This window comes from Inquilinus sp. OTU3971, assembly GCF_038440215.1.
The window spans coordinates 1-21,711 of sequence record NZ_JASATH010000143.1 but is presented as its reverse complement, the minus strand read 5'-3'; the positions used below and the strand labels follow the sequence as shown (position 1 = coordinate 21,711).

The 21,711-nt window shown below is 68.6% G+C and carries 20 protein-coding genes and 1 pseudogene; 15 read left to right on the top strand and 6 right to left on the bottom strand.

Going from position 1 to position 21,711, the window contains the following annotated elements; all coding sequences use genetic code 11:
* The 7 genes from AAHM41_RS28555 to AAHM41_RS28525 form a co-directional block, all read left to right on the top strand.
* A partial coding sequence (locus tag AAHM41_RS28555) for a GNAT family N-acetyltransferase (protein WP_342240008.1) occupies positions 1 to 1,159 on the top strand: 1,159 nt, incomplete at its 5' end.
* 104 nt (positions 1,160 to 1,263) lie between these two features.
* A complete protein-coding gene (locus tag AAHM41_RS28550; RefSeq protein WP_342240007.1) occupies positions 1,264 to 2,112 on the top strand; it encodes a universal stress protein in 849 nt (282 codons plus the stop codon).
* A 162-nt stretch (positions 2,113 to 2,274) separates the two neighbouring features.
* A complete protein-coding gene (locus AAHM41_RS28545; RefSeq protein WP_342240006.1) occupies positions 2,275 to 2,928 on the top strand; it encodes a BON domain-containing protein in 654 nt (217 codons plus the stop codon).
* A gap of 81 nt (positions 2,929 to 3,009) precedes the next feature.
* Entirely contained in the window at positions 3,010 to 4,599 is a 1,590-nt protein-coding gene (locus AAHM41_RS28540) for an MBL fold metallo-hydrolase (RefSeq protein ID WP_342240005.1), read from the top strand.
* 80 nt (positions 4,600 to 4,679) lie between these two features.
* The gene (locus tag AAHM41_RS28535; protein WP_342240004.1) at positions 4,680 to 5,474 is read left to right on the top strand and encodes a Crp/Fnr family transcriptional regulator; all 795 of its coding nucleotides are present in this window, start codon (positions 4,680 to 4,682) and stop codon (positions 5,472 to 5,474) included.
* Positions 5,453 to 6,313, top strand: a complete 861-nt coding sequence (locus AAHM41_RS28530; protein ID WP_342240003.1) for a universal stress protein — start codon at positions 5,453 to 5,455, stop codon at positions 6,311 to 6,313. The genes AAHM41_RS28535 and AAHM41_RS28530 overlap by 22 nt, the downstream gene beginning before the upstream one ends.
* 30 nt (positions 6,314 to 6,343) lie before the next feature.
* Positions 6,344 to 6,682 (top strand): DUF1476 domain-containing protein, encoded by a 339-nt coding sequence (locus tag AAHM41_RS28525; protein WP_342240002.1) that lies wholly within the window; start codon positions 6,344 to 6,346, stop codon positions 6,680 to 6,682.
* 319 nt (positions 6,683 to 7,001) lie between these two features.
* On the opposite strand, the gene AAHM41_RS28520 is transcribed toward AAHM41_RS28525, so the two are convergent.
* On the bottom strand, positions 7,002 to 7,235 hold the full coding sequence (locus AAHM41_RS28520) for a DUF2188 domain-containing protein (protein ID WP_342240001.1): 234 nt from the start codon (positions 7,233 to 7,235) through the stop codon (positions 7,002 to 7,004).
* Between the two features lie 253 nt (positions 7,236 to 7,488).
* On the opposite strand from AAHM41_RS28520, the pseudogene paoA reads away from it, so the two are divergent.
* From paoA to AAHM41_RS28480, 8 genes and pseudogenes are all read left to right on the top strand, one after another.
* A pseudogene (gene paoA / locus AAHM41_RS28515) lies at positions 7,489 to 8,123 on the top strand (aldehyde dehydrogenase iron-sulfur subunit PaoA).
* On the top strand, positions 8,120 to 9,070 hold the full coding sequence (locus AAHM41_RS28510; protein ID WP_342240000.1) for an FAD binding domain-containing protein: 951 nt from the start codon (positions 8,120 to 8,122) through the stop codon (positions 9,068 to 9,070). The pseudogene paoA and the gene AAHM41_RS28510 overlap by 4 nt, the downstream one beginning before the upstream one ends.
* Before the next feature lie 3 nt (positions 9,071 to 9,073).
* Positions 9,074 to 11,281: an aldehyde oxidoreductase molybdenum-binding subunit PaoC gene (gene paoC / locus AAHM41_RS28505; RefSeq protein WP_342239999.1), complete on the top strand. Its 2,208-nt coding sequence runs from the start codon at positions 9,074 to 9,076 to the stop codon at positions 11,279 to 11,281.
* A gap of 207 nt (positions 11,282 to 11,488) precedes the next feature.
* Positions 11,489 to 12,541 carry a LacI family DNA-binding transcriptional regulator gene (locus AAHM41_RS28500; protein WP_342239998.1) on the top strand — a complete coding sequence of 351 codons (1,053 nt, stop codon included), beginning with the start codon at positions 11,489 to 11,491 and terminating at the stop codon, positions 12,539 to 12,541.
* Positions 12,538 to 14,151, top strand: a complete 1,614-nt coding sequence (locus tag AAHM41_RS28495; RefSeq protein ID WP_342239997.1) for an FAD-dependent oxidoreductase — start codon at positions 12,538 to 12,540, stop codon at positions 14,149 to 14,151. Before AAHM41_RS28500 ends, AAHM41_RS28495 begins: the two co-directional genes overlap by 4 nt.
* A gap of 43 nt (positions 14,152 to 14,194) precedes the next feature.
* Complete coding sequence (locus AAHM41_RS28490; RefSeq protein WP_342239996.1) at positions 14,195 to 15,463, top strand: ABC transporter substrate-binding protein; 1,269 nt, start codon at positions 14,195 to 14,197, stop codon at positions 15,461 to 15,463.
* A gap of 23 nt (positions 15,464 to 15,486) precedes the next feature.
* Entirely contained in the window at positions 15,487 to 16,410 is a 924-nt protein-coding gene (locus tag AAHM41_RS28485; protein ID WP_342239995.1) for a carbohydrate ABC transporter permease, read from the top strand.
* Positions 16,400 to 17,242, top strand: a complete 843-nt coding sequence (locus AAHM41_RS28480) for a carbohydrate ABC transporter permease (RefSeq protein WP_342239994.1) — start codon at positions 16,400 to 16,402, stop codon at positions 17,240 to 17,242. Before AAHM41_RS28485 ends, AAHM41_RS28480 begins: the two co-directional genes overlap by 11 nt.
* Before the next feature lie 69 nt (positions 17,243 to 17,311).
* Here the strand turns inward: AAHM41_RS28480 and AAHM41_RS28475 are convergent, their stop codons facing one another.
* The 5 genes from AAHM41_RS28475 to AAHM41_RS28455 all read right to left on the bottom strand — a co-directional run bounded on the left by AAHM41_RS28475 (position 17,312) and on the right by AAHM41_RS28455 (position 21,640).
* The gene (locus AAHM41_RS28475) at positions 17,312 to 18,106 is read right to left on the bottom strand and encodes a M15 family metallopeptidase (protein WP_342239993.1); all 795 of its coding nucleotides are present in this window, start codon (positions 18,104 to 18,106) and stop codon (positions 17,312 to 17,314) included.
* A 10-nt stretch (positions 18,107 to 18,116) separates the two neighbouring features.
* Positions 18,117 to 18,506, bottom strand: a complete 390-nt coding sequence (locus tag AAHM41_RS28470) for a hypothetical protein (protein ID WP_342239992.1) — start codon at positions 18,504 to 18,506, stop codon at positions 18,117 to 18,119.
* A gap of 158 nt (positions 18,507 to 18,664) precedes the next feature.
* A complete protein-coding gene (locus AAHM41_RS28465; protein WP_342239991.1) occupies positions 18,665 to 19,843 on the bottom strand; it encodes a glycoside hydrolase family 172 protein in 1,179 nt (392 codons plus the stop codon).
* 20 nt (positions 19,844 to 19,863) lie between these two features.
* The gene (locus AAHM41_RS28460; protein WP_342239990.1) at positions 19,864 to 20,700 is read right to left on the bottom strand and encodes a carbohydrate ABC transporter permease; all 837 of its coding nucleotides are present in this window, start codon (positions 20,698 to 20,700) and stop codon (positions 19,864 to 19,866) included.
* A complete protein-coding gene (locus tag AAHM41_RS28455) occupies positions 20,693 to 21,640 on the bottom strand; it encodes a carbohydrate ABC transporter permease (RefSeq protein ID WP_342239989.1) in 948 nt (315 codons plus the stop codon). The genes AAHM41_RS28460 and AAHM41_RS28455 overlap by 8 nt, the downstream gene beginning before the upstream one ends.
* Between the last annotated feature and the right edge of the window lie 71 nt (positions 21,641 to 21,711).

Sequence of the window (21,711 nt, the reverse complement as noted above, 5' to 3'; positions counted from 1 at the left end):
ACGAACCCGCAGCGTTGCCGCAGATCCGGACGCCGCCGCAGAGGCCGCGGCCGGCTTCGCAGGACCGGTGGCGCTGAAGATCCTGTCGCCGGACATCACCCACAAATCCGATCTTGGCGGAGTGAGGCTCAACCTGCAGGGGCCGGAACAGGTGCGGGTGGCGGCGCGGGAGATGCTCGCGACCATCGGCAAGGCCGCGCCCCAGGCCCGGCTGCTCGGCCTCACCGTGCAGGAAATGGCGCGCAAGCCGGACGCGCACGAGTTGATCCTTGGCATCGGCCAGGACCGGCTATTCGGCCCGATCATCCTGTTTGGCCATGGCGGCACCGCGGTCGAGGTGCTCCGCGACACTGCCGTCGCCCTGCCGCCGTTGAATGTCGTGCTGGCCCGAGACCTGATGGCGCGCACCCGGGTGTGGCGCCTGCTGCAGGGCTACCGCGCCCGCCCCAAAGCCGATCTCGCCGCGGTGGCGTCCACCCTGGTGAAGCTGTCGCAGCTCGCCGCCGACCTGTCCGAGGTGGTGGAGCTCGACATCAACCCCCTCCTGGCGGATGGGGACGGTGTCCTGGCGCTCGACGCTCGGATTCGGGTGCAGCCGCCGCTCCCTCCGGGCACGCCGCGTCTCGCCATCCGACCCTATCCGCAGCATCTGGTGCAGCACCTCACGCTTCGGGACGGGCACGAGTTCACCTTGCGGCCGGTGCGGCCGGAGGACGAGCTGGCGATGCGCGAGATGCTGCAGCGATCGAGCCCGGAAGACATCCGGCTGCGCTTCTTCGCTCCGATGCGGCTGGACCATGAATTCGCCGCCCGTCTGACCCAGATCGACTACGACCGCGAGATGGCGCTGGTGGCCGAGGCGAAGGAGGACGGGCACCCTGTGCTCCTCGGCACCGTGCGCATCGTCGCCGATCCGGACAACGTCACCGCCGAATACGGCATCATGGTGCGCTCGGATCTGAAGGGCCAGGGACTGGGCTATCGGCTGATGACCGAGATCATCGCCTATGCCCGTGGTCGAGGGCTGGCGCAGATCTCCGGCGAGATCCTGCGCGAGAACGCCACCATGCTGCGCATGGCCGAGGAGCTGGGCTTCAAGCGCGAAATCGTGCCGGACGAGCCGGAGCTCGTGCGAGTGACGATCGCCTTCGGCGCTTGATCCATCTCAAAGCCGGTTGGCTCGACGCCCAGCAGGATGCTGTGTGCGACCGGCGGCAATCCTCCGGCAGACCGCGGCGCACCCTTGGAATGCAGGAGATGGCCATGCCGATCCGTAAGATCCTGGTGCCCGTGGCGGGCAAGCTCAACGACGACAGCCTCCTGGACGCCGCGCTGGCGATGGCGCGGGAGCAGACCGCCGCGGTCGAGGTGCTGTATCTGCACCCCTCCATCGTGGGCAATTTCCCGGGTTGGGAGTTCGACTACGGCGCCTGGAGCGAACAGTACCAAGCCGAGATCGAGGCTCAGGTGAAGGAGGCCGCCGGAGCCGCCCGCCACTATTTCGACGGCTGGCGTCACCGCAACCACGTTGGCGGCGAATCTGATACACCGACGGTCACTTGGCGCGACGAGACGGGCGTCAACAGCGACGTGATCGGCGCCGCCTGTCGGGTGTCCGATCTCATCGTCACCCACGGCCCGGAGAATACCGCGACGGCTTGGTCGCGGGAGATCTTCAAGGATGCACTTCTGGCGTCCGGGCGGCCGGTGCTGATGGTGCCCGACACGCCGTTCCTCAGCCGCACCGACACCGTCCTCGTCGCCTGGAACGACAGCGTGCAGTCCGCGCGTGCGGTGGCGGGGGCGCTACCGCTCTTGCGCGACCGCAAGTGGGTCAAGGTGGTCACCGTGCAGGACGAGGCCGGGCAGGACGTCCAGCTCGACCCGATCCGGGCCTATTTCCAGCGGCACGGCATCTTGGCTGAGACCGAGGCCAAGTCCCTCGAGAACCGCACCGTCGGGCAGGTGCTGCTCGACGAGGTGGATCGCATGCAGGCCGGACTCCTGGTCATGGGCGCCTACACCCACAGCCGGGTGAGGGAGGCGATCTTCGGCGGTACCACTCGCGACGTGATCGAGCAGGCGCGTATCGGCGTCCTCCTGGCGCATTGATCGGCTGGGATTCCCGGACACAGGCCCGCGCCGACGCCAGCGTGGGCCTCCTTTGGTTGTGAGATCTCGCCGGAGCCCGATAGCCGAGTTGATCTGGGTCAATGCTGATCCGCGGCAGCAGCGTTAGGCATTGTCCGTCAACCCTTACAACGGAGGCTGGTGATGACCGGTAAGAACGAGGACCTTCGGCGGACCGTGCTCAATGAGCTGGCGTGGGATCCTACCTTCGACGCCACCCATATCGGCGTCGCCGCCGACAACGGCGTGGTGACGCTCACCGGGCATGTGACGACCTATGCGGAGAAGCTGGCGGCGGAACGAGCGGCCCAGCGCGTGACCGGCGTGCGCGGCATCGCCGAGGAGATCGAGGTGCGCCCGTCCTACGCCAAGAAGACGAAGGACGACGAGATCGCCGAGCGGGCGGTGCGCATCCTGCAATGGGACGTGTCGGTGCCGCCCGGGCGGATCTCGGTCAAGGTGGAGAAGGGGTGGGTGACCCTCACCGGCAGCGTCGACTGGGACTACCAGCGAGGTGCGGCGGCGGCCGACATCCAGAAGCTGAGCGGCGTCGTGGGCCTGATGAACCTGATCAAAGTTCAGCCGGCGGTCCGCGCCGCGGACGTCAAGCAGAAGATCGAGGATGCGTTCCGGCGGAACGCGGTTCTCGATGCCGGCGAAATCCGGGTTTCGGCTGTGGACGGCACCATCACCCTGAATGGCCGGGTGCGGAACTGGGCGGAACGCAACACGGCGGAACGGGCCGCCTGGTCCGCCCCCGGGGTCACCGCGGTCGAGGATCATCTGCTCGTTGGCTAGATCTGCCATTCGACGGCAACAGCGGCGCGCCGACGACACCGATCGCCGTTGGCGCGCCGCGCCCGCTTGACGAGGCTCTTCATGACACCCGCCCTGCATTTCCACGGCGCGGCCGGCACCGTCACCGGCTCCTGTCTCCTGCTCGAGGCCGACAGCGGCCGTATCCTGATCGACTGCGGGTTGTTCCAGGGAACGAAAACGCTCAAAGGACTCAACTACATCCCCTTTCCCTTCCGGCCGGACCAGATCGACTGCGTTCTCTTGACCCATGCCCACATCGATCACAGCGGCCTGATCCCAAAGCTCGTCCGTGAGGGCTTCCGCGGGCCGGTCTACGCTACCTCCGGCACGATCGATCTCTGCGGTGTGATGCTGCCCGATGCCGGCCACATCCAGGAGTCGGAGGTGCTCACGCTGAACCAGAGAAACCAGCGGCGGGGCCGGGCGAAGGTGACACCGATCTACACCGTGGCGGATGCGGAGACGACCCTCGCGGCCTTCCGTGCGGTCGGATACGAGGCGTGGTTCGAGCCGCTTCCTGGCATCCGCGTCCGCTACTGGAATGCGGGGCACATCCTGGGATCGGCGTCGATCGAGGTCGAGCTCGCGGGCGAGGAGGGCAGGCCCCTTCGCCTCCTGGTGTCCGGCGACCTCGGTCCCGATGCCAAGATGCTCCAGCCCGACGCTCGGGCGCCAGCGGACATCGACATCCTTGTCTGCGAAGCGACCTATGGTGATGTGGACCGGCCGGAGATCACGCCCGAGACACGGCGCGCCCACCTCGCGGCCGAGATCCGGGAGGCGATGACGCCGCAAGGCGTACTGATCATTCCCGCCTTTGCGGTGGAACGGACCCAGGAGCTCATCCTCGATCTCGTGCGGCTGATGGGGGAGGGCGTCGTGCCGCCATCGCCGATCTATGTCGATTCGCCACTCGCCATCCGGGCCACCGATGTGTTCCTGCAGAACCACAAGGCGCTGGAGGATGGGCCGGACTTCGCCCGGGCGCTGCGATCGAAGCAGATCCATTTCGCCGAGACGGCGGATCAGAGCCGGGCGATCAATGGCGTGGACGGGTTCAGGATCGTCATCGCCGCCAGCGGCATGTGCGACGCCGGCCGCATCCGGCATCACCTGAAGCGTCATCTCTGGAATCCAGCCGCCACCGTTTTGCTGACCGGCTTTCAGGCGCAGGGCACGCTCGGCCGGCTGCTGCAGGACGGCGCCAAGGCCGTGCGGATCCAGGGCGAGGACTTTCAGGTACGGGCGCGGATCCGGATGATCGAGGACTATTCCGGACATGCCGATGGGCCGGAACTCGCGCGCTGGATCGCCGATCGCACGCCGATCCGCGGCGCCGTGTTCCTGGTGCATGGCGAGCGGCCGGCGCTCGGGGCGCTGCGGGAACGAGTGGTCAAGAGCCTCGATTCCGCGCCGGCGGTGATCGTGCCGCAGCTCGACGACGGCTACACCCTTCGCGTCGGCGGGGCCGAGCTCATCCCGATGCAGCAGAGACCGCGCATCCTGCCGGAGGCGGTCGCGGCGCTCGACTGGCACAACGAACGGGCCCGGCTTCTGCTCGACATCGACGCCCGGCTCGAGGCCGCCGGCCACGCTCGCGCTCGGAGCGCGGTCCTGCGACATCTCCGCCACGCCTTGGACGAGAGCTGATTGATCTAGATCAAAGTCGCGGGGGCGACCCGGTGATGAATTGCCGATGGCAATAGATGGCACTCGTCGGGGAGCATTCGATGGTAGCCGGCGTCTTGAGGCTTCTGGTTCCGGCGACGCGATCGGCGCTCGACGACTGTCGCAACTGCGAGGCGCGCTGCCGAAGCCTCTGCGGCAGCGTTTCGGATGAACACCTGACGGAGTTCGCCGACATCGCCGAAACGGTCCGGCTGCGTCCGCACCAGCGCGTCGTCACAAAGGGCGATCCCGCCGATCACGCCTTCAACATCGTGTCCGGCGCGGCGAAGCTGGTGAAGGCACTGCCGGACGGCCGGCAGCAGATCGTCGGCTTCCTTCTCAGCGGTGATTTCTTCGGGCTCCCCGTCCAGGGCGCCTATCCCTACAGCGTCGACGCAATCGGCGAAGCCCGGCTGTGCCGCTTCGAGCGCGCCCGCTTCGAGGCATTGCTGGGGCGTCTCCCGGCAGTGGGGACCGCCCTTCGCGAGCGGCTGATCGGAGATCTGACCGCAGCACAGGAGCATATGCTGTCGCTCGGCCAGAAATCGGCGTTGGAGCGCTTGGCGGGATTCCTGCTGCAGCTCAGCGGCCGGGCGGGGCGCCTCGGCCTTTCGACCAACCCTGTGCAACTGCCGATGACCCGGGCGGAGATCGCCGACTATCTCGGCCTGACTCTGGAGACGATCAGCCGGACATTCGGCCGATTGAGGGATCAGGGGCTGATCGCTGTCCACGGCCGGCACGAGATCACGCTCGAAGCGATGGACCACTTGGAGGAACTCGCCCAAGGCGGCGACGGGGCCTCGACGGTTCGCGCGACAGAAGGAGATCTGAGATGTCGATCCGTCGGATCCTGAGTCCCTTCGCGGGTACTCCGCGGGACGACATGCTGGATATCGCGGCGATCATCGCCCGTCGGCAAAAGGCGGAGCTCGAGTGCCTCTACTTCTGCCGGCCGGCAGACCCGTCCGACCGCTTCCTCGGCGAGATCTTCGCGCCGGGATGGACGGAGGACTTCGCCGAGACGATGAGCAGGGAGGTGCGCGCTTCAGCCGACCGCGCCCGGGCCTGGTTCGAGGAGTGGCGGCAACGGGATCGGATCCGGTGTCGGCACAGCCACGACCCGGTGGAGCCAGCTCCAGTCCATTGGACGGAATGCCCGACACCCTATGCCGAGGCGATCGGGCGAGCCGGCCGCGCCGCAGACCTGATCGTGGTGGCGAAGGCCGAACGCGGCCGCCCCTCGGTTGCCGACCGGATCTTCGAGGCGGCGCTGCTGACCACCGGGCGCCCCGTCCTTCTGGTTCCCGGCCGAACCATCTTGAACCGCTGCGGGTCGGCCCTGATCGCCTGGAACGATACTCCCCAGGCGGCAAGGGCAGTCGCGGGTGCCCTGCCTCTTCTCGACGGGTGCCGGAAGATCACTGTGCTCGCGGTCGAGGAGCATGGCGCGACCCCGCCGCTCGAGCCAGTGCAGACCTATCTCGCGAGCCATGGCCTCAAGGCGGAAGCGGAAGTTCGAAAACCGATCGGCCTGTCCATTGGTGAGACATTGATGATGGCCGCAGACGAGGCATGTGCGGATCTGCTCGTCATGGGCGCCTATTCGCACGATCGAACGCGGGAGCGGATCTTTGGCGGCACCACGCGCGATGTGATGCGGGATCCGCGCACGCTCGTTCTCTGGTCGAACTGACCGGCCACGGCAAGCCGGGATGGAGGAAACATGACATTTCTGGATTCGAGGGAAAAGGCGATCGAAGCTGCCTTCCAGCACGATCAGGAGATGGCATTCCGTATCCGGACCCGCCGGGACCGGCTGTTGGGTTTCTGGGCAGCCGAGCTGATCGGGCTCACAGGGCTGGCAGCCGACTCCTATGCAGGAGAACTCGTCGCGGCGGGCGTGGAACGAACCCATTGGGACATCACCCGCAAGGTCAGGAAGGATCTGGCCGCCCGGGGTATCAGGCTGTCGGCCCATCGCCTGAACCGAAAGATGAATTCGCTGATGCAGCTTGCCCAACGACAGATCCTGGGCGAGTCCGATAAGACTCTGCAGGGATGAGGCGATCGGCCATCGCCTTGGACGAGGCCTCACGATGTCGTCCGATCCCCTTCCGGAGGCCGGGGTAGTGAAGCTGCACCGAACGATGTGGTGGAAGGGCAGGGGCGACATGGGTGAGATTGCGTTCGCCCATGCCGAATAGAAACTTCTCGAAGGCGATAAGCCGATGGCGGTGCCGGAGGCAGATCATCGGTCACAACGTCAGGTCGAGGACGTAGTACTCATCTTCATCCACCATGGCACGCCGAGCGATTTCAACGACAAAGCCTCGCCTCGCGCGGGGCTTTGTCGTTTTTGGCGCCGGATCGGCGTGCCCGGTCTACCCCGGATGGCGACGCGGATCGTTGCCGTAGGTCCGCTCCTCCTTGATCCGGCCGTCGCGGCCCTGGACGACCACCTGGGCGTCCTGCCCGCCGGCCGAGACCTGGCGGGCCATGTCGCGGGCCCAGTTCCGGGCCGCGGCCTGGGTCGGGAAGTCGCCGAGGCGAGTGTCGCCCTCCTTGACCGCCCAGTTCCCCTTGTTCGGGCTGACGAAATATCGATGTCGAGCCATGGCACACCTCCTGACAGGGCAATGCCGCTCGCGCTGCAACCGTTCCCACAGGTCCCGCTCGATGCCGCTGGTCAGCCGGGAGCGGAACTCTTGTCGGCGACGGGTCATTGGCCCCGATACAGGGCCGCGGCGACCGCATCGTTCGGCCCCCGAGCCCTGACACGCCAAATGCGCCTCGGCCGCAAGACGCGGCCCCGACGGCGGAATCGCTCAATGTGCCAGCAACCGCCAGCGAAGTGGGGATTGGGACACCATGCAGACCCTCGGCGAACTCGCAATCAGCCGGCGCGGCCTGATGATCGGCACCGCCGCATCCGTGGCGATGACGACGGCGCCGTCGATCGCCGATGCCGAAGCCGCTATTGCCGGAGCACCCGTCATGTCCAAGCTGACCTTCACCGTGAACGGCGAAGCCCGCGACCTCGACCTCGACACCCGCACGACCCTGCTCGACGCGCTGCGCGAGCATCTGCACCTCACCGGCACCAAGAAGGGCTGCGACCACGGCCAGTGCGGCGCCTGCACCGTCATCGTCGAGGGCCGCCGGGTCAATTCCTGCCTGACGCTGGCGGTCATGCATGACGGCGACAGCATCACCACCATCGAGGGGCTCGGCCGGCCCGACCGCCTGCACCGGATGCAGGCCGCCTTCGTCAAGCATGACGGCTATCAGTGCGGCTACTGCACGCCCGGCAGATCTGTTCGGCCGTGGCGATGCTGGACGAGGTCGCGGCCGGCATCCCGAGCCATGTCACCGCCGACCTCACCGCCCGGCCGCGCCTGACCGAAGCCGAGCTGCGCGAGCGGATGAGCGGCAACATCTGCCGCTGCGGCGCCTATTCCAACATCGTCGAGGCGATCACCGAGGTCGCGGGGAGGGAGGCATGAGGTCCTTCACCTATGAGCGGGCGCGCTCGCCCGCCGACGCCGCCGCGGCCGCATCCCGCACCGAGGGCGCCAAGTTCATCGCCGGCGGCACCAACCTGCTGGACCTGATGAAGCTCGAGATCGAGACGCCGACGCATCTGATCGACGTCAACGGCCTCGGGCTCGACCGGATCGAGGCGACCCCGGAGGACGGCCTGCGTATCGGCGCGCTGGTGCGCAACACCGACCTCGCCGCCGACCGGCGCGTCCGGCGCGACTACGGCCTGCTGTCGCGCGCGCTGCTCGCCGGCGCCTCCGGCCAGCTCCGCAACCGGGCGACGACCGCGGGCAACCTGCTGCAGCGCACGCGCTGTCCGTATTTCTACGACACCAACCAGCCCTGCAACAAACGCCGGCCCGGCAGCGGCTGCGCCGCGATCGAGGGCTTCAGCCGCCAACTGGCGGTGGTGGGCACGAGCGATGCCTGCATCGCGACCCATCCCAGCGACATGGCGGTGGCGATGCGCGCCCTCGACGCGACGGTGGAGACGGTGCAGCCCGACGACACGGCGCGGACCATCCCGATCGCCGAGTTCCATCGCCTGCCCGGCGACACGCCGCAGGTCGAGACGGTGCTCGCGCCCGGCGAGCTGATCACCGCGGTGACGCTGCCCAAGCCGGTCGGCGGCCGGCAGATCTATCACAAGGTGCGCGACCGCGCCTCCTATGCCTTCGCGCTGGTCTCGGTCGGCGCGATCGTGCAGCGCGACGGCACCGGCCGCGTCGCCCTCGGCGGGGTGGCGCACAAGCCGTGGCGCGTCGAGGCCGCCGAGGCCGAGCTGCCGCACGGCGCCAAGCCGGTCGCGGAGCAACTGCTCGCCGGCGCCAAGCCGACCCCCGAGAACGCGTTCAAGCTGCCGCTGGTCGAGCGCACGCTCGCCGCGGTGCTGGCCGAAGCGAGGGCCTGAGCCATGAAGTTCGACACCCCCGCCACCACCAATCCGATCGACCGTCTGAAGGTCGTCGGCCGGCCGACCGACCGCATCGACGGCCCGATGAAGACCTCGGGCACCGCGCCCTATGCCTATGAGCGGCATGACGCCGTGGCGAACCCGGCCTATGGCTATGTCGTCGGCTCGGCCATCGCCAAGGGCCGGATCGCCGCGATCGATCTGGGCGACGCCGAGGCCGCGCCCGGCGTGCTCGCCATCGTCACGGCGGAGAATGCCGGCACGCTGGGCAAGGGCGACTACAACACCGCGAAACTGCTCGGCGGCCCCGAGGTCGACCATTACCACCAGGCGATCGCGGTGGTCGTCGCGGAGAGCTTCGAGCAGGCCCGCGCCGCCGCGCAGCTGATCCGCGTCGACTATGTCCCGGGGAAGGGCGCCTTCGACCGCGCGGCGGCGATGGATGCCGCGACCAAGCCCGAGCCCAAATTCGGCGGCCCGGCCGACACCGCCGTCGGCGACTTCGAAGGCGCCTTCGCCGAAGCACCGGTCCGGCTCGACGAGACCTACACCACGCCCGACCAGGGGCATGCGATGATGGAGCCGCATGCGACGACCGCTGCCTGGGGCGGGGACAGGCTGACGGTCTGGACCTCGAACCAGATGATCGCCTGGGGCGTGAGCGACGTTGCGAAGACGCTCGGCATCCCCAAGGAGAATGTCCGCCTGGTCTCGCCCTTCATCGGCGGCGGCTTCGGCGGCAAGCTGTTCGTGCGTGCCGACGCGCTGCTGGCGGCCCTCGGCGCCCGCGCCGCCGGGCGGCCGGTGAAGGTGACGCTGCCCCGGCCCCTGATGTTCAACAACACCACGCATCGGCCGGCGACCATCCAGCGCATCCGCATCGGCGCCGACCGGGACGGCCGGATCACCGCGATCGGCCATGAGAGCTGGTCCGGCGACCTGCCCGGCGGCGGGCCTGAGCTGGCGGTCAACCAGACCCGGCTGCTCTATGCCGGCGCCAACCGCATGACGTCGATGCGGCTCGCCGTGCTGGACCTGCCCGAGGGCAATGCGATGCGCGCGCCCGGCGAGGCGCCGGGGATGATGGCGCTGGAGATCGCGATCGACGAGATGGCCGAAAAGCTCGGCCTCGATCCGGTCGAATTCCGGATCATCAACGACACCCAGGTCGATCCGGAAAAGCCCGAGCGGCCATTCTCGCAGCGCCATCTCGTCGAGTGCCTGCGCAGCGGCGCCGAGCGCTTCGGCTGGAGCAAGCGCAACCCGAAGCCCGGGAGCATCCGGGACGGGCGCTGGCTGGTCGGGATGGGGGTCGCCGCCGCGTTCCGCAACAACCTCCCGATGGCGTCCGGCGCCCGCGTCCGGCTCGACCATCGCGGCGACGTGACGGTCGAGACCGACATGACCGACATCGGCACCGGCAGCTACACCATCATCGCCCAGACCGCGGCCGAGATGATGGGCGTGCCGCTCGACAAGGTGGTGGTGCGGCTCGGCGATTCGAGCTTCCCGGTCTCCTGCGGCTCGGGCGGGCAATTCGGCGCCAGCAATTCGACCTCCGGTGTCTATGCCGCCTGCGTCAAGCTGCGCGAGGCGGTGGCGCAGAGGCTCGGCTTCAACTCCGCCGAGGCGGTCTTCGCCGACGGCCAGGTCCGCGCCGGCAACCGCAGCGCGCCGCTTGCCCAGGCGGCGGGCGAGGGCGGCCTGGTCGCCGAGGACGCCATCGAATATGGCGATCTCGACAAGACGCACCAGCAATCGACCTTCGGCGCGCATTTCGTCGAGGCGGCGGTGGATGCCGCCACCGGCGAGATCCGGGTGCGGCGCATGCTCTCGGTCTGCGCCGCCGGCCGCATCCTCAACCCCAAGGCGGCGCGCAGCCAGGTGATCGGCGCCATGACCATGGGCGTCGGCGCCGCGTTGATGGAGGAGCTCGCGGTCGACAAGCGCCATGGCTTCTTCGTCAACCACGACCTCGCCGGCTACGAGGTGCCGGTCCATGCCGACATCCCGCACCAGGACATGATCTTCCTCGACGAGGCGGACCCGCATTCGTCGCCGATGAAGGCCAAGGGCGTGGCGGAGCTCGGCATCTGCGGGGTCGCCGCGGCGGTCGCCAACGCTGTCCACAACGCCACCGGCGTGCGGGTGCGAGACTATCCGATCACGCTCGACAAGCTGCTGGACCGGCTGCCCGAGGTGGCATGATCAAAATCTTGGAATGGAAGGCCGTCCGGCTTCGTCTCAGGATCAACGCTCCACTTCCCTGAGCGCTCTCAACCCGACCCGGGGCCGATCCCCCACCACGCCCCGGGTCGGGACTTTTCGCCAAGAGCAGAACCCAGTCGAGGGTTGACCACCCCGGCAGGGTCTGATTATTATCTTAGATAATACGTATTATCAAGAGGCGAGGGAATGCCGGGAGAGGGCGCGAGGCTGACGCAGCGGGACATCGCGCGGCTGGCTGGGGTCAGCCAGGCGACGGTATCGCTGGTGCTCAACCGGCGCGGCGACAGCTCGGCCCGGATCCCGCAGGAGACCCGCGAGCGGGTGCTGGAGGTGATCCGCGCCACCGGCTATGTCGCCGATCCGGCGGCGCAGAAGCTGGTCGGGCGGCGCAACCAGCTGCTCGGCGTCTTCACCTACGAGCCGGTGTTCCCGACCGGGCAGGCCGATTTCTACACGCCCTTCCTGCTCGGCATCGAAGGGGCGGCGGAGCGGTTCGGCTACGATCTGCTGCTGTTCACCAGCGCGCCGGTGACCGGCGGGCGCCGCCGGATCTTCCACGAGAACAACCGGCTGCGCCTGGCCGATGGCTGCATCCTCTTGGGCCGGACGCTGGACCGGGACGAACTGGCCCGGCTGGTCGCCGGCCGCTACCCCTTCGTCGCCATCGGCCGCCGCGACGATGCCGGCGGCCCGGTGCCCTATGTCGGTGCCGACTATGCCGCCGCCACCGCGGCGCTGGTGCGGCGCGCCGTGGCGCTCGGCCATCGCCGCCAGGCCTTCCTCGGCCCGGGCGGCGGCGCCGAATCCTCCGACGACCGCTGGGCCGGCTTCCGTGCCGCGGTCGAGGAGGCGGGGGTGGACTGGATCCACGAGCCCGCCCAGGACCGCGATCCCGGCGAGCTCGTCGACGGGCTGCTGCGCGCCGGCGCGACCGTGGCGCTGGTCGAGGACCAGGCCGACGCCGTGCTGCTGGAGCGGGCGGCCCGCGACCGCGGCGTGGCGGTGCCGGACGACCTGTCGCTGATCGCGCTGGGCAACCCGACCCAGCCGGTCGCCACCGACATCGCCTTCACCTGCTTTCGCATCCCGCGAGAGGAGATGGGACGGCAGGCGGTCGAGATTCTGACCCTGGTGATGGGCGGGGATGAGGCGGGGCGGCAGCGGCTGCTGCCCTGCGAGCTGGCCGAGGGGCAGACTCTCGGCCCAGTGCCGGACAAGCGGAAGGGACGACGGAATTGACCCGGGAATTCGATGCGGATGTGCTGGTGGTCGGGGGCGGCCTGGGTGGCGTCGCGGCAGCGCTGGCGGCGCTCAAATCCGGCCGCTCGGTGATCCTGACCGAGGAGTTCGACTGGCTGGGCGGCCAGTTGACCAGCCAGGCGGTGCCGCCGGACGAGCATTCCTGGGTCGAGCGCTTCGGCGTCACCGCCAGCTACCGGGCCCTGCGCGACGGCATCCGCGAGCATTACCGCCGGCACTACCCGCTGACCGAGGGCGCCCGGGCCTGGCGCGACCTGAACCCCGGCGCCGGCTGGGTCAGCCGGCTGTGCCACGAGCCGCGGGTCGGCCTGGCGGTGATCGAGGCGATGCTGGCGCCGTGGCGCGGCTCCGGCCGCCTCAAGGTGCTGCAGCCCTACCGGCCGGTCGCGGCCGACGTCGACGGCGACCGGGTGCGCGCCATCCGCTTGGCCCATCGCGACGGCGGGCCGGACATCATGGCCTCGGGTCGATACGTGCTGGACGCCACCGAGACCGGCGCGCTGCTGCCGCTGACCGGCACCGAATACGTCACCGGCTTCGAATCCCGGACCGAGACCGGGGAGCCGAGCGCGCCGGGGATCGCCCAGCCGCTGAACATGCAGGCGGTGTCGATCTGCTTCGCCCTCGACCATGTCGACGGCAACCACGTCATCGACCGGCCGGCGAACTATGCCTTCTGGCGCGACTACCGGCCGGAGTTCTGGGGCGGGCCGCTGCTCGGCTGGCGGTCGCCGCATCCGCGCACGCTGGAGATCGTCGAGCGCAGCTTCACCCCGAACCCGGACGACGACCCGCTGGCGGTCAACGCCGACCAGCGGCTGAACCCGGGCGACGGCAACCTCTGGACCTTCCGGCGCATTGCCGCCCGCCGCAACTTCACCGACGGCACCTATGCCAGCGACATCACCCTCGTGAACTGGCCGATGATCGACTATTTCGAGGGGCCGGTGTTCGAGGTGCCGGAGGCCGAGGCGCAGCGCCACCTGGCCGGCGCCGAGGAGCTGTCGCGCTGCGTCCTGTATTGGCTGCAGACCGAGGCGCCGCGGCCGGACGGCGGCGCCGGCTTCCCAGGCCTCAGGCTGCGCAGCGACGTCACCGGCACCATCGACGGGCTGGCCCAGGCGCCCTACATCCGCGAATCCCGCCGCATCCGCGCCGAGACCACGGTGGTGGAGCAGCATCTGTCGCTGGCGGTGCGCGGCAGCTTCGGCGCGATGCGCTATCCCGACTCCGTCGGTGTCGGCATGTACCGGATCGACCTGCACCCCTCGACCGGCGGCGACAACTACATCGATGTCGGCTGCTGCCCGTTCGAGATCCCGCTCGGCGCCCTGCTGCCGCGGCGGATGGAGAACCTGCTGCCGGCCGGCAAGGCGATCGGCACCACCCACATCACCAATGGCTGCTACCGGCTGCACCCGGTGGAATGGAACATCGGCGAGGTGGCGGGCCATCTCGCCGCCTGGTGCCTGCAGCACGGCCTGCCGCCGCGCGCGGTGCGGGCGCGGCCGGACCAGCTGGCCGCCTTCCAGGCCCGGCTGGAGGGGCAGGGGGTCGAGCTGCGCTGGCCGGAGGTCGCCGGCTACTGACCGGCACCGCCGGAACCAACGGATAAGATAAGGGGAGGACGCCATGACGCTCGGACGCCGCATCTTCGCCACCGCCGCGGCCGGCCTGCTGGCCGCTGCGGCCCTTGGGGCCCCGGCCTGCGCGGAGGGCATCGCCCTCAGGATGACGGTCTGGACCGGTAACAAGGCGCATCTGCAACTGCTGGACGACATCGCCGCCGCATACCGCAAGGACCATCCGGAGGTCGCCTCGATCACCTTCGAGACGCTGCCCTTCGACGGCTACACCACGGCGCTGACCACGCAGATCGCCGGCGGCAACGCCCCGGACCTGGCCTGGATCTTCGAGAATTCGGCGCCGGATTTCGTCTCCTCCGGCGTGCTGCTGCCGCTGCAGGACGTACTGCGGGCGACGCCGGGCTACGGCTATGACGACCTCTTGCCCAGCGCCACCGCGCTCTGGCGCCGCGGCGAGGTGCTCTACGCCTATCCGCTCTCGACCTCGCCCTTCGGCGTCTTCGTCAATCTCGACCTGGTGAAGCAGGCCGGGGTGAAACCGCCGGCCGAGCGGATCGCGGCGGGGGAGTGGAGCTGGGACAACACCGTCGCCGACGCCGCCGCGGTCCATGCCAAGACTGGCAAGGCCGGGCTGGTGGTGCGCGATTTCGACTACAAGCTGTGGGACAACCTCGCCACCATCTGGAACGGCTGGGGCGCCGCGCCCTGGAGTGCGGACGGCAAGGCCTGCGGCTTCGACCAGCCGCCGATGGCCGAGGCGATGCGATTCCTGCACAAGGCGGTGTTCACCGACCAGGCGATGCCGGGGCCGGGCGCGCCGGCCGATTTCTTCGCCGGTGACGCCGCCATGACCATCACCCAGATCAGCCGGGCGGCCCTGCTGAAGGACGGCGCCTTCGAATGGGACCTGGTGCCGCTGCCGAAGGGACCTGCCGGCGAATATGCGGTGATCGGCCAGGCCGGCATCGGTGTGTTCAAGGCCGGGGCGAACGCGCAGGCTGCCGCGTCCTTCCTGGCCTTCCTGAGCAATCCGGAGAACTCGGCGAAGCTGGCGCAGTTCTTCCCGCCGCCGCGCAAGAGCCAGCTCGTCGTCGACCTCCTGGCCAAGGCCAACCCGATGCTGAAGCCGGGCCAGATCGAGGCAGTGGTGGTGCGCGGCATCGAGATCGGCGCGGTGAAGCCCAGCCATACCGGCAATGCCCAGATCGCCCAGGTGGTGCGGGCCGGGCTGGACGCGCTGTGGCAGCCCGACGCCGATGTCGACGCGGAGCTGAAGGCGGTGTGCGGCCGCATCCGGCCGCTGCTGGCGCGCTGACCATGCCGGCCAGGGTCTCCGTCATGACGGCTCCTGCCGTGCAGGCCGCGGCGGCCCGCGCGCCGTTCTGGACGATGCGCCGCCGCGACGCCCTGGCCGGCTACCTGTTCGTGGCGCCGCAGCTGGCCGGGGTGGCGTTGTTCGTGTTGATGCCGCTGGCCCTGGTGGCCTGGTACAGCCTGCATGAATGGAACGTCCTGGCCGGCAGCTTCGACTATGTCGGCGACGGCAACTACCGGATGCTGCTGCAGGATCCGGAGCTGCCGGGCGTGCTGGGCGCCACCGCCCTGTTCTCGATCGGCCTGGTGGTGCTGAACCTCAGCCTGGCGCTGCTGCTGGCGGTGCTGCTGAACCAGCGGCTGCGCGGCATGACGGTGTTCCGGGCGCTGTTCTTCTCGCCGGTCGTGGTGTCGCTGGTGGCCTGGACCATCGTCTGGGGCTTCCTGCTGCAGAAGGATGGCGGCATCAACGGCATCCTGGCCGTGCTCGGCGTCACCGGGCCGAACTGGCTGCGCGGCGAGACCACGGCGATGCTGTCGGTGATCGTGGTCCAGGTGTTCAAGAATGTCGGGCTGAACATGGTGCTGTTCCTGGCGGCGCTGCAGACCGTGCCGCGCGATCTGTACGAGGCAGCGCGGATCGAAGGCGCCGGCCGCTTCGCCCAGTTCCGCCGCATCACCCTGCCGCTGATCAGCCCGACCATCCTCCTGACCTCGATCATCACGATCGTCGGGTCGCTGCAGGTCTTCGCCCAGATCGCGGTGCTGACCCAGGGCGGGCCGGGGATCTCGACCACCGTGCTGGTCTATTACCTGTACCAGCAGGCCTTCCAGTTCCACGCCTTCGGCTATGGCTCGGCCCTGGCGGTGCTGCTGTTCGCGATCGTCGCGGTGCTGACCTTCGCGCAGTGGCAGCTGCGCAAGCGCTGGGTGTTCCATGAGGGCTGATCTCACCCCGCGCGCCCGCTTGGCGATCTACGGGCTGATGTGCGTGCTGGCCATCCCCTTCGTCTTCCCGACCTGGTGGATGGTGACCTCCTCCTTCAAGCCGGTGCAGGAGATCTTCGCCTTCCCGCCGGCGCTGCTGCCGCGCCGCCTCGATCTCGACGCCTACGCCCAGGTGTTCGCGCTGCAGCCCTTCGCCCTGCAGTACTGGAACAGCCTGTACATCGCCGCGGTGGTGACGGTGGGCACCATGGCGGTGGCCTCGCTCGCCGGCTACGCCTTCGCCCGCATCCGCTTCCCGGGCCAGAACCTGGTGTTCATGGTAGTGCTGCTGGCGCTGCTGGTGCCCAGCGAGGTCACGATCGTGCCGTTGTTCCGCTTCTTCCTGGGGCTCGGCCTGGTCAACACCCATTGGCCGCTGATCCTGGTGCCGATCCTCGGCGCGCCCTGCGTGCTGGCGACCTTCATCATGCGCCAGTTCTTCATCACCCTGCCGCCGGAGCTGGAGGAGGCGGGGCGGATCGACGGGCTCGGCCGTTTCGGGCTGTTCTGGCGCATCGCCCTGCCGCTGGCCCGCCCGGCGCTGGGCGCGGTCGCCATCTTCACCTTCCTGCACAGCTGGAACCTGTATCTCGAGCCGATCGTGTTCCTGTCCTCGACCGAGAAGTTCACCCTGCCGCAGGCCCTGACCCAGTATGTCGACGCCTATGGCGGTCCGATGTGGAACGTCCAGCTGGCGGCGGTGACGCTGACGGCGCTGCCGGTGCTGATCGTCTTCGTCATCGCCCAGCGCCAGTTCATCGAGGGGCTGGCGCATACCGGGCTGAAAGGGTGAGAGGACGGCCGGGCGACGTCGCGGACCGTTGCCCGGACAAGGGGAGCCGGTCGTAAGCGCGCCGCAGGCTCAGAGATCCTTGCGGGCCAGCTCGAAATGCATTCCGTCCTGGTAGGGCGGCGAGAAATAGCCACCCCAGGCGAATCCCTCCGCCTCGAAATGCGGCACCAGTTCGCGCACCGAGCCATGGGTGCCGAACGGGGCCGGCTCGGCGCCGTAGCCGTTCCAAGCCACGTTCAGGTCGATGGCGACGCCCCAGGAATGCGAACTCAGCCCGCGGTTTGGATCCCAGCCCTTGTGCCGGGGGACAAAGGTGCCGGCACAGCTCAGGATGAGATGCGAGAGATTGGCTGCAGCGATCCTGTCGAAGGCCGCCTTGAACCCGTCAGCCGCCTCTCGATGGATCGTGATCTTCGGGTATCCCGCATCGGCCAGGATCGGCGTCGCAATCTCGATGATGTTCTGCTGCACCCACGTCGGGTCGATGTTGATCCGGCCCTTCGACCCTTCGGTATAGGGAAAGTCGCCGAACACGGACCGCAGCTTCGCGTCCGAGAGCGGCAGGATCGTCCCGTCGGGCCGGCGGTCGACGTTGAGTCCCGTCGCTGCCGAGGTCGGCGGCGCGAAGTTGGCCGGCTGGAAGGATGAGCAGGCCCCCGACCAGAAGAAAGTGTCATTGGGGCCCGCATACCAGCGGGCGTTGCCCAGGACGATCTCACCGGAGACGACGCCGCGGACAGGGAGGGACGCGCCGGCATCCACCTTCCGCGCGATCGACGACGTTGTCATCGGCGCCCTGGCCCGGATGTTGAGGCGTGCGGTGGTCGTGACGGAGCCCTCAAGGGGCGTGAAGGACGCGTTCATGGCTCCACCCTCACCCCAGATACTCTTCGACCCGGACGGAAGGCTGGATCGTCCCACTCATAGATTTCCCGGGCTGCGGCAGGATGCGGCTGATCAGCCCTTCGATCAGGTCGGCCCCGGCATACCCCGCGGCGGCGAAGGCGGCGATCGTGTTGAAGGAAACCGCCTGTATATTGATGTCGGTAAGCACTGCCGTCAGGCCGCCGGCAATCGCGCCGATGAGCAGGCTGATCAGCAAACGCGACGGCACGATCAGCTCGCTGATTTCCCGGTTTTCCGCGGCAGCCGTATCACCGACTTTCTTGAGGCCGACAACGACCCGCGCACCTTGGCCAAGGACGCCCGAAAATGCGCCAAGAGCAAGAAGCTGTGTCCACTGGACGACATCTAATGCAGCCATTGAAGTCTCCTTGATGGAAATATATTCTCAAGAATAAGCATCTCTGCAATAATGTAGATTGCCGGATTCTGTCAATTCATGAATGGACAGACGCAGTCTTCGATGAAAGCTTTCGTCGGGGCCGGATAGTGGTGACTCTTCGGCCCCGTGCACGGGCTTCACCCCCTCTCCTCGAACGGCGCGCGGAAGCTCGGCAGACGATCGGCCGCGGCGGGCAGGGGCGGGAAGGGTTTGTGCGGCTCGGCCTGGTACCAGAAGGCGGTGCTCGACACCTCGTCGTCGCGCCGGTTGGCATGGCCGCGCTCGATGCTCACCCGGATCGAGCGCCGGAACACCACCGGGTCCTCGATGTGGAAGCGGTACAGCGTCACCGGCTCCTGCCAGTTCGGGCCGCCGCCGGCGATGATGCCGTGATAGGGGGCGGAATACTCCTGGTTCGGGCACCAGGCGGTGTTGAAATAGTCCTCGGTGCCGGTGCCGTGCAGGGTCGGCGGCCAGGCGTCGTTGGCGCCGGGCGCGCTTTCCGGCCGATCGGCGATCACCGGCTGCGGCGCCTCCGCCGCGATCTGCCGCTTGCGGCCGGCGTCGGGCACGGAGATGCCGGGCTCGCCGTCGACGAAGATCATGTCGTCGCCCTCGCCGTACCAGTCCCAGCCGCGCGACCGGCGCAGCGAATAGACGCTCAGCAGGCAGCCGACATAATGGCCGTGGCCGGCGGCGTCGAGGATGACGTGGTTCCTCGCCCCGTCGGTGTTGACCCCGCCGAACAGCACCTCCTCGTTCGACAGGCCGGCCTCGTCGAAGGGCTGCGGCGCGGCCCGGCGCCACTGGGCGTGGAAGCGACCGAGCCCGTCCTCCAGGGCGTCATGCAGCTCGAGGTCGATGTAGTAGTAGAACTGCAGCTCGTGCTCGGCCTCGTTGGTCACGGTGAAGCGCATCTGGCTGGCGAACGGCATCGGGAAGTAGCAGTTGAAGCCGCGGCCGTCCTGCGGGCTCATCTGCAGCGGCAGGCTGACGAAGTTGCGGGTCTGGCCGTGGCCCATGCCGAAGAAGTCGCCCAGCGGGCATTCGATGCTGGGCGCGGCCTCGCCGTCCCACCAGGCGCGCAGCACGATCTTGCGCAGCGCGTGCCGGCTGGCGCAGTTGATGGTGACCCAGGTATGCGTGACCACGCCGGAACCGGTGGCCTCGGCGATCGTCACCGTCTCGCCCGGGGCGATGTGCAGCCGGTCGTCATTGCCGCCGGTGCGGTCCCAGCTGGAGAAGCGCCGGGTGCGGGCGTGGCGCAGCTTGGCGAGGCCGCGCAGCGGCGACAATCCGGCATTGCTCTGCATCATGTGGTCTCCCGTGGCGGCGGCTATTTCAGCCCGCCGGTCTTGATCGATTCGATGATCTGCCGCTGGAACAGCACGAACAGCAGCAGGGTCGGCAGCGCCACCACGGTGGAGGCGGCCATGATGTAGTTCCAGGAGGCGGAGTACTGCGCCTGGAAGCTGGCGACCGCGACCTGCACCACCCACAGCTTCGGGTCGGTGGTGATGGTCAGCGGCCACAGGAAGGCGTTCCAGTTGGCCAGGAAGAAGAAGATCGCGAGCGCCGCCAGGATGGGCCGCGACAGCGGCAGCACGATGCTCCAATAGACCCGCCAGTAGCCGGCGCCGTCGATGAAGGCCGCCTCCTCCAGCTCGCGCGGCACGTTCAGGTAGAACTGGCGCAGCAGGAATATGCCGAAGGCGTTGAAGATCGCCGGGATGATCAGCCCGCCATAGGAGTTCACCAGGCCGAGCTGCCGCACCAGGATGAACAGCGGCACGATGATCACCGGCAGCGAGATCAGGAAGGTCGCGAACATGCCGAGGAAGATCGCCTCCCGCCCCGGGAAGCGCAGCCGGGCCAGGGCATAGCCGGCCATGGAGTGGAACAGCAGGGCGATCAGCGTCACCGACCCGGCCACCACCAGCGTGTTCAGCAGGAAGCGCAGGAAATCGACCTCGGTGAAGACGTAAAGGAAGTTGTCCAGCGTCGGCCGCGCCGGGATCAGCCCGGGGTCGAAGATCTCGTCCGGCCCCTTGAAGGCGATCGACAGCATCCACAGCAGCGGCGCCACGGTCATGAGGGCGGCGATGGCCGAGGCCAGGAACCAGACCGTGCCGGCCGGGCGGACCGCGCGGGCGGGGAGGGCGATGTCAGTCATAGTCGAAGCGCCCGCCGCGCGTGGCCAGGAACAGGAGGGCGGTGAAGGCCAGCAGGATGATCACCAGCACCGAGGCCATGGCCGCGGCGTAGCCGTATTCGCCGAACTGGAAGGCCTGCTCATAGATGTAATAGATCGCCAGCGCGGTCGAGTTGGCCGGCCCGCCCTTGGTCATGACATAGACCAGGTCGAAGGTCTGGGCGCCGGCCACCGCGGCCACGGTCGACACCAGCAGCACGAAGAAGCTGGTCGGACGCAGCAGCGGCAGGATGATGTAGCGGAAGGACGCGACCGGCCCGGCGCCGTCGATCCGCGCCGCGTCGAGATATTCGCGCGGGATGTCCTGCAGCCCGGACAGGAAGATCAGCATGTAGTAGCCCATCAGGAACCAGACGCTCACGCCGACGATGGCGTACAGCGCCAGGCTGGGATCGCCGAGCCAGGACAGGCCGCCGAGCCCGATCGCGGCCGAGAACCGGCTGATCACGCCGATCTTGTCGATCAGCAGCACCTGCCAGATCAGCCCGACCACCACCAGGCTGACCATGTGCGGCAGGAAGAACATCGTCCGGAACAGGCCGGAGAAGCGGCTGCGCCGGTGCACCAGGAGGGCAAGGCCCAGCCCGGTGACATAGAGGCTGGGCACCAGCAGCGCGACATAGAGCAGGGTGACCTTCAGGCTCTCCAGGAACAGCGGGTCGGCCAGCATGCGGCCGTAGTTGGCCAGGCCGACGAAGCGGTAGCCGCCGAAGCCGGTGACGCCGAAGAAGCCGAGGCTGAGCGACAGCAGCATCGGCCCGCCGACGAACACCAGCAGGCCCAGCGCATCGGGCAGCACGAAGAGATAGCCGGCGATCCACTCGCGATGCCGCGCCGACAGGCGGCGGCGCTTGGGTGTTCCCGCCGCATGCGAGATCGCGGCTCGTGAGGCCATGCTCATGCCGCCGCCCATCTTTTCCAGTCCCCCCTCCCCTTGCGGGAGGGGGGCAGGGGGAGGGGTGTGGGGGGGGG

Bases quoted from the DNA above. Each gene is read 5' to 3' on its own strand.
- AAHM41_RS28530 (WP_342240003.1), top strand. From the start codon at position 5,453: ATGTCGATCCGTCGGATCCTGAGTCCCTTCGCGGGTACTCCGCGGGAC.
- AAHM41_RS28460 (WP_342239990.1), bottom strand. From the start codon at position 20,700: ATGACTGACATCGCCCTCCCCGCCCGCGCGGTCCGCCCGGCCGGCACG.
- AAHM41_RS28520 (WP_342240001.1), bottom strand. From the start codon at position 7,235: ATGGCTCGACATCGATATTTCGTCAGCCCGAACAAGGGGAACTGGGCG.
- AAHM41_RS28480 (WP_342239994.1), top strand. From the start codon at position 16,400: ATGAGGGCTGATCTCACCCCGCGCGCCCGCTTGGCGATCTACGGGCTG.
- paoC (WP_342239999.1), top strand. From the start codon at position 9,074: ATGAAGTTCGACACCCCCGCCACCACCAATCCGATCGACCGTCTGAAG.
- AAHM41_RS28535 (WP_342240004.1), top strand. From the start codon at position 4,680: ATGGTAGCCGGCGTCTTGAGGCTTCTGGTTCCGGCGACGCGATCGGCG.
- AAHM41_RS28540 (WP_342240005.1), top strand. From the start codon at position 3,010: ATGACACCCGCCCTGCATTTCCACGGCGCGGCCGGCACCGTCACCGGC.
- AAHM41_RS28465 (WP_342239991.1), bottom strand. From the start codon at position 19,843: ATGATGCAGAGCAATGCCGGATTGTCGCCGCTGCGCGGCCTCGCCAAG.
- AAHM41_RS28490 (WP_342239996.1), top strand. From the start codon at position 14,195: ATGACGCTCGGACGCCGCATCTTCGCCACCGCCGCGGCCGGCCTGCTG.
- AAHM41_RS28510 (WP_342240000.1), top strand. From the start codon at position 8,120: ATGAGGTCCTTCACCTATGAGCGGGCGCGCTCGCCCGCCGACGCCGCC.
- AAHM41_RS28525 (WP_342240002.1), top strand. From the start codon at position 6,344: ATGACATTTCTGGATTCGAGGGAAAAGGCGATCGAAGCTGCCTTCCAG.
- AAHM41_RS28455 (WP_342239989.1), bottom strand. From the start codon at position 21,640: ATGAGCATGGCCTCACGAGCCGCGATCTCGCATGCGGCGGGAACACCC.
- AAHM41_RS28545 (WP_342240006.1), top strand. From the start codon at position 2,275: ATGACCGGTAAGAACGAGGACCTTCGGCGGACCGTGCTCAATGAGCTG.
- AAHM41_RS28500 (WP_342239998.1), top strand. From the start codon at position 11,489: ATGCCGGGAGAGGGCGCGAGGCTGACGCAGCGGGACATCGCGCGGCTG.
- AAHM41_RS28485 (WP_342239995.1), top strand. From the start codon at position 15,487: ATGACGGCTCCTGCCGTGCAGGCCGCGGCGGCCCGCGCGCCGTTCTGG.
- AAHM41_RS28550 (WP_342240007.1), top strand. From the start codon at position 1,264: ATGCCGATCCGTAAGATCCTGGTGCCCGTGGCGGGCAAGCTCAACGAC.
- AAHM41_RS28470 (WP_342239992.1), bottom strand. From the start codon at position 18,506: ATGGCTGCATTAGATGTCGTCCAGTGGACACAGCTTCTTGCTCTTGGC.
- AAHM41_RS28475 (WP_342239993.1), bottom strand. From the start codon at position 18,106: ATGAACGCGTCCTTCACGCCCCTTGAGGGCTCCGTCACGACCACCGCA.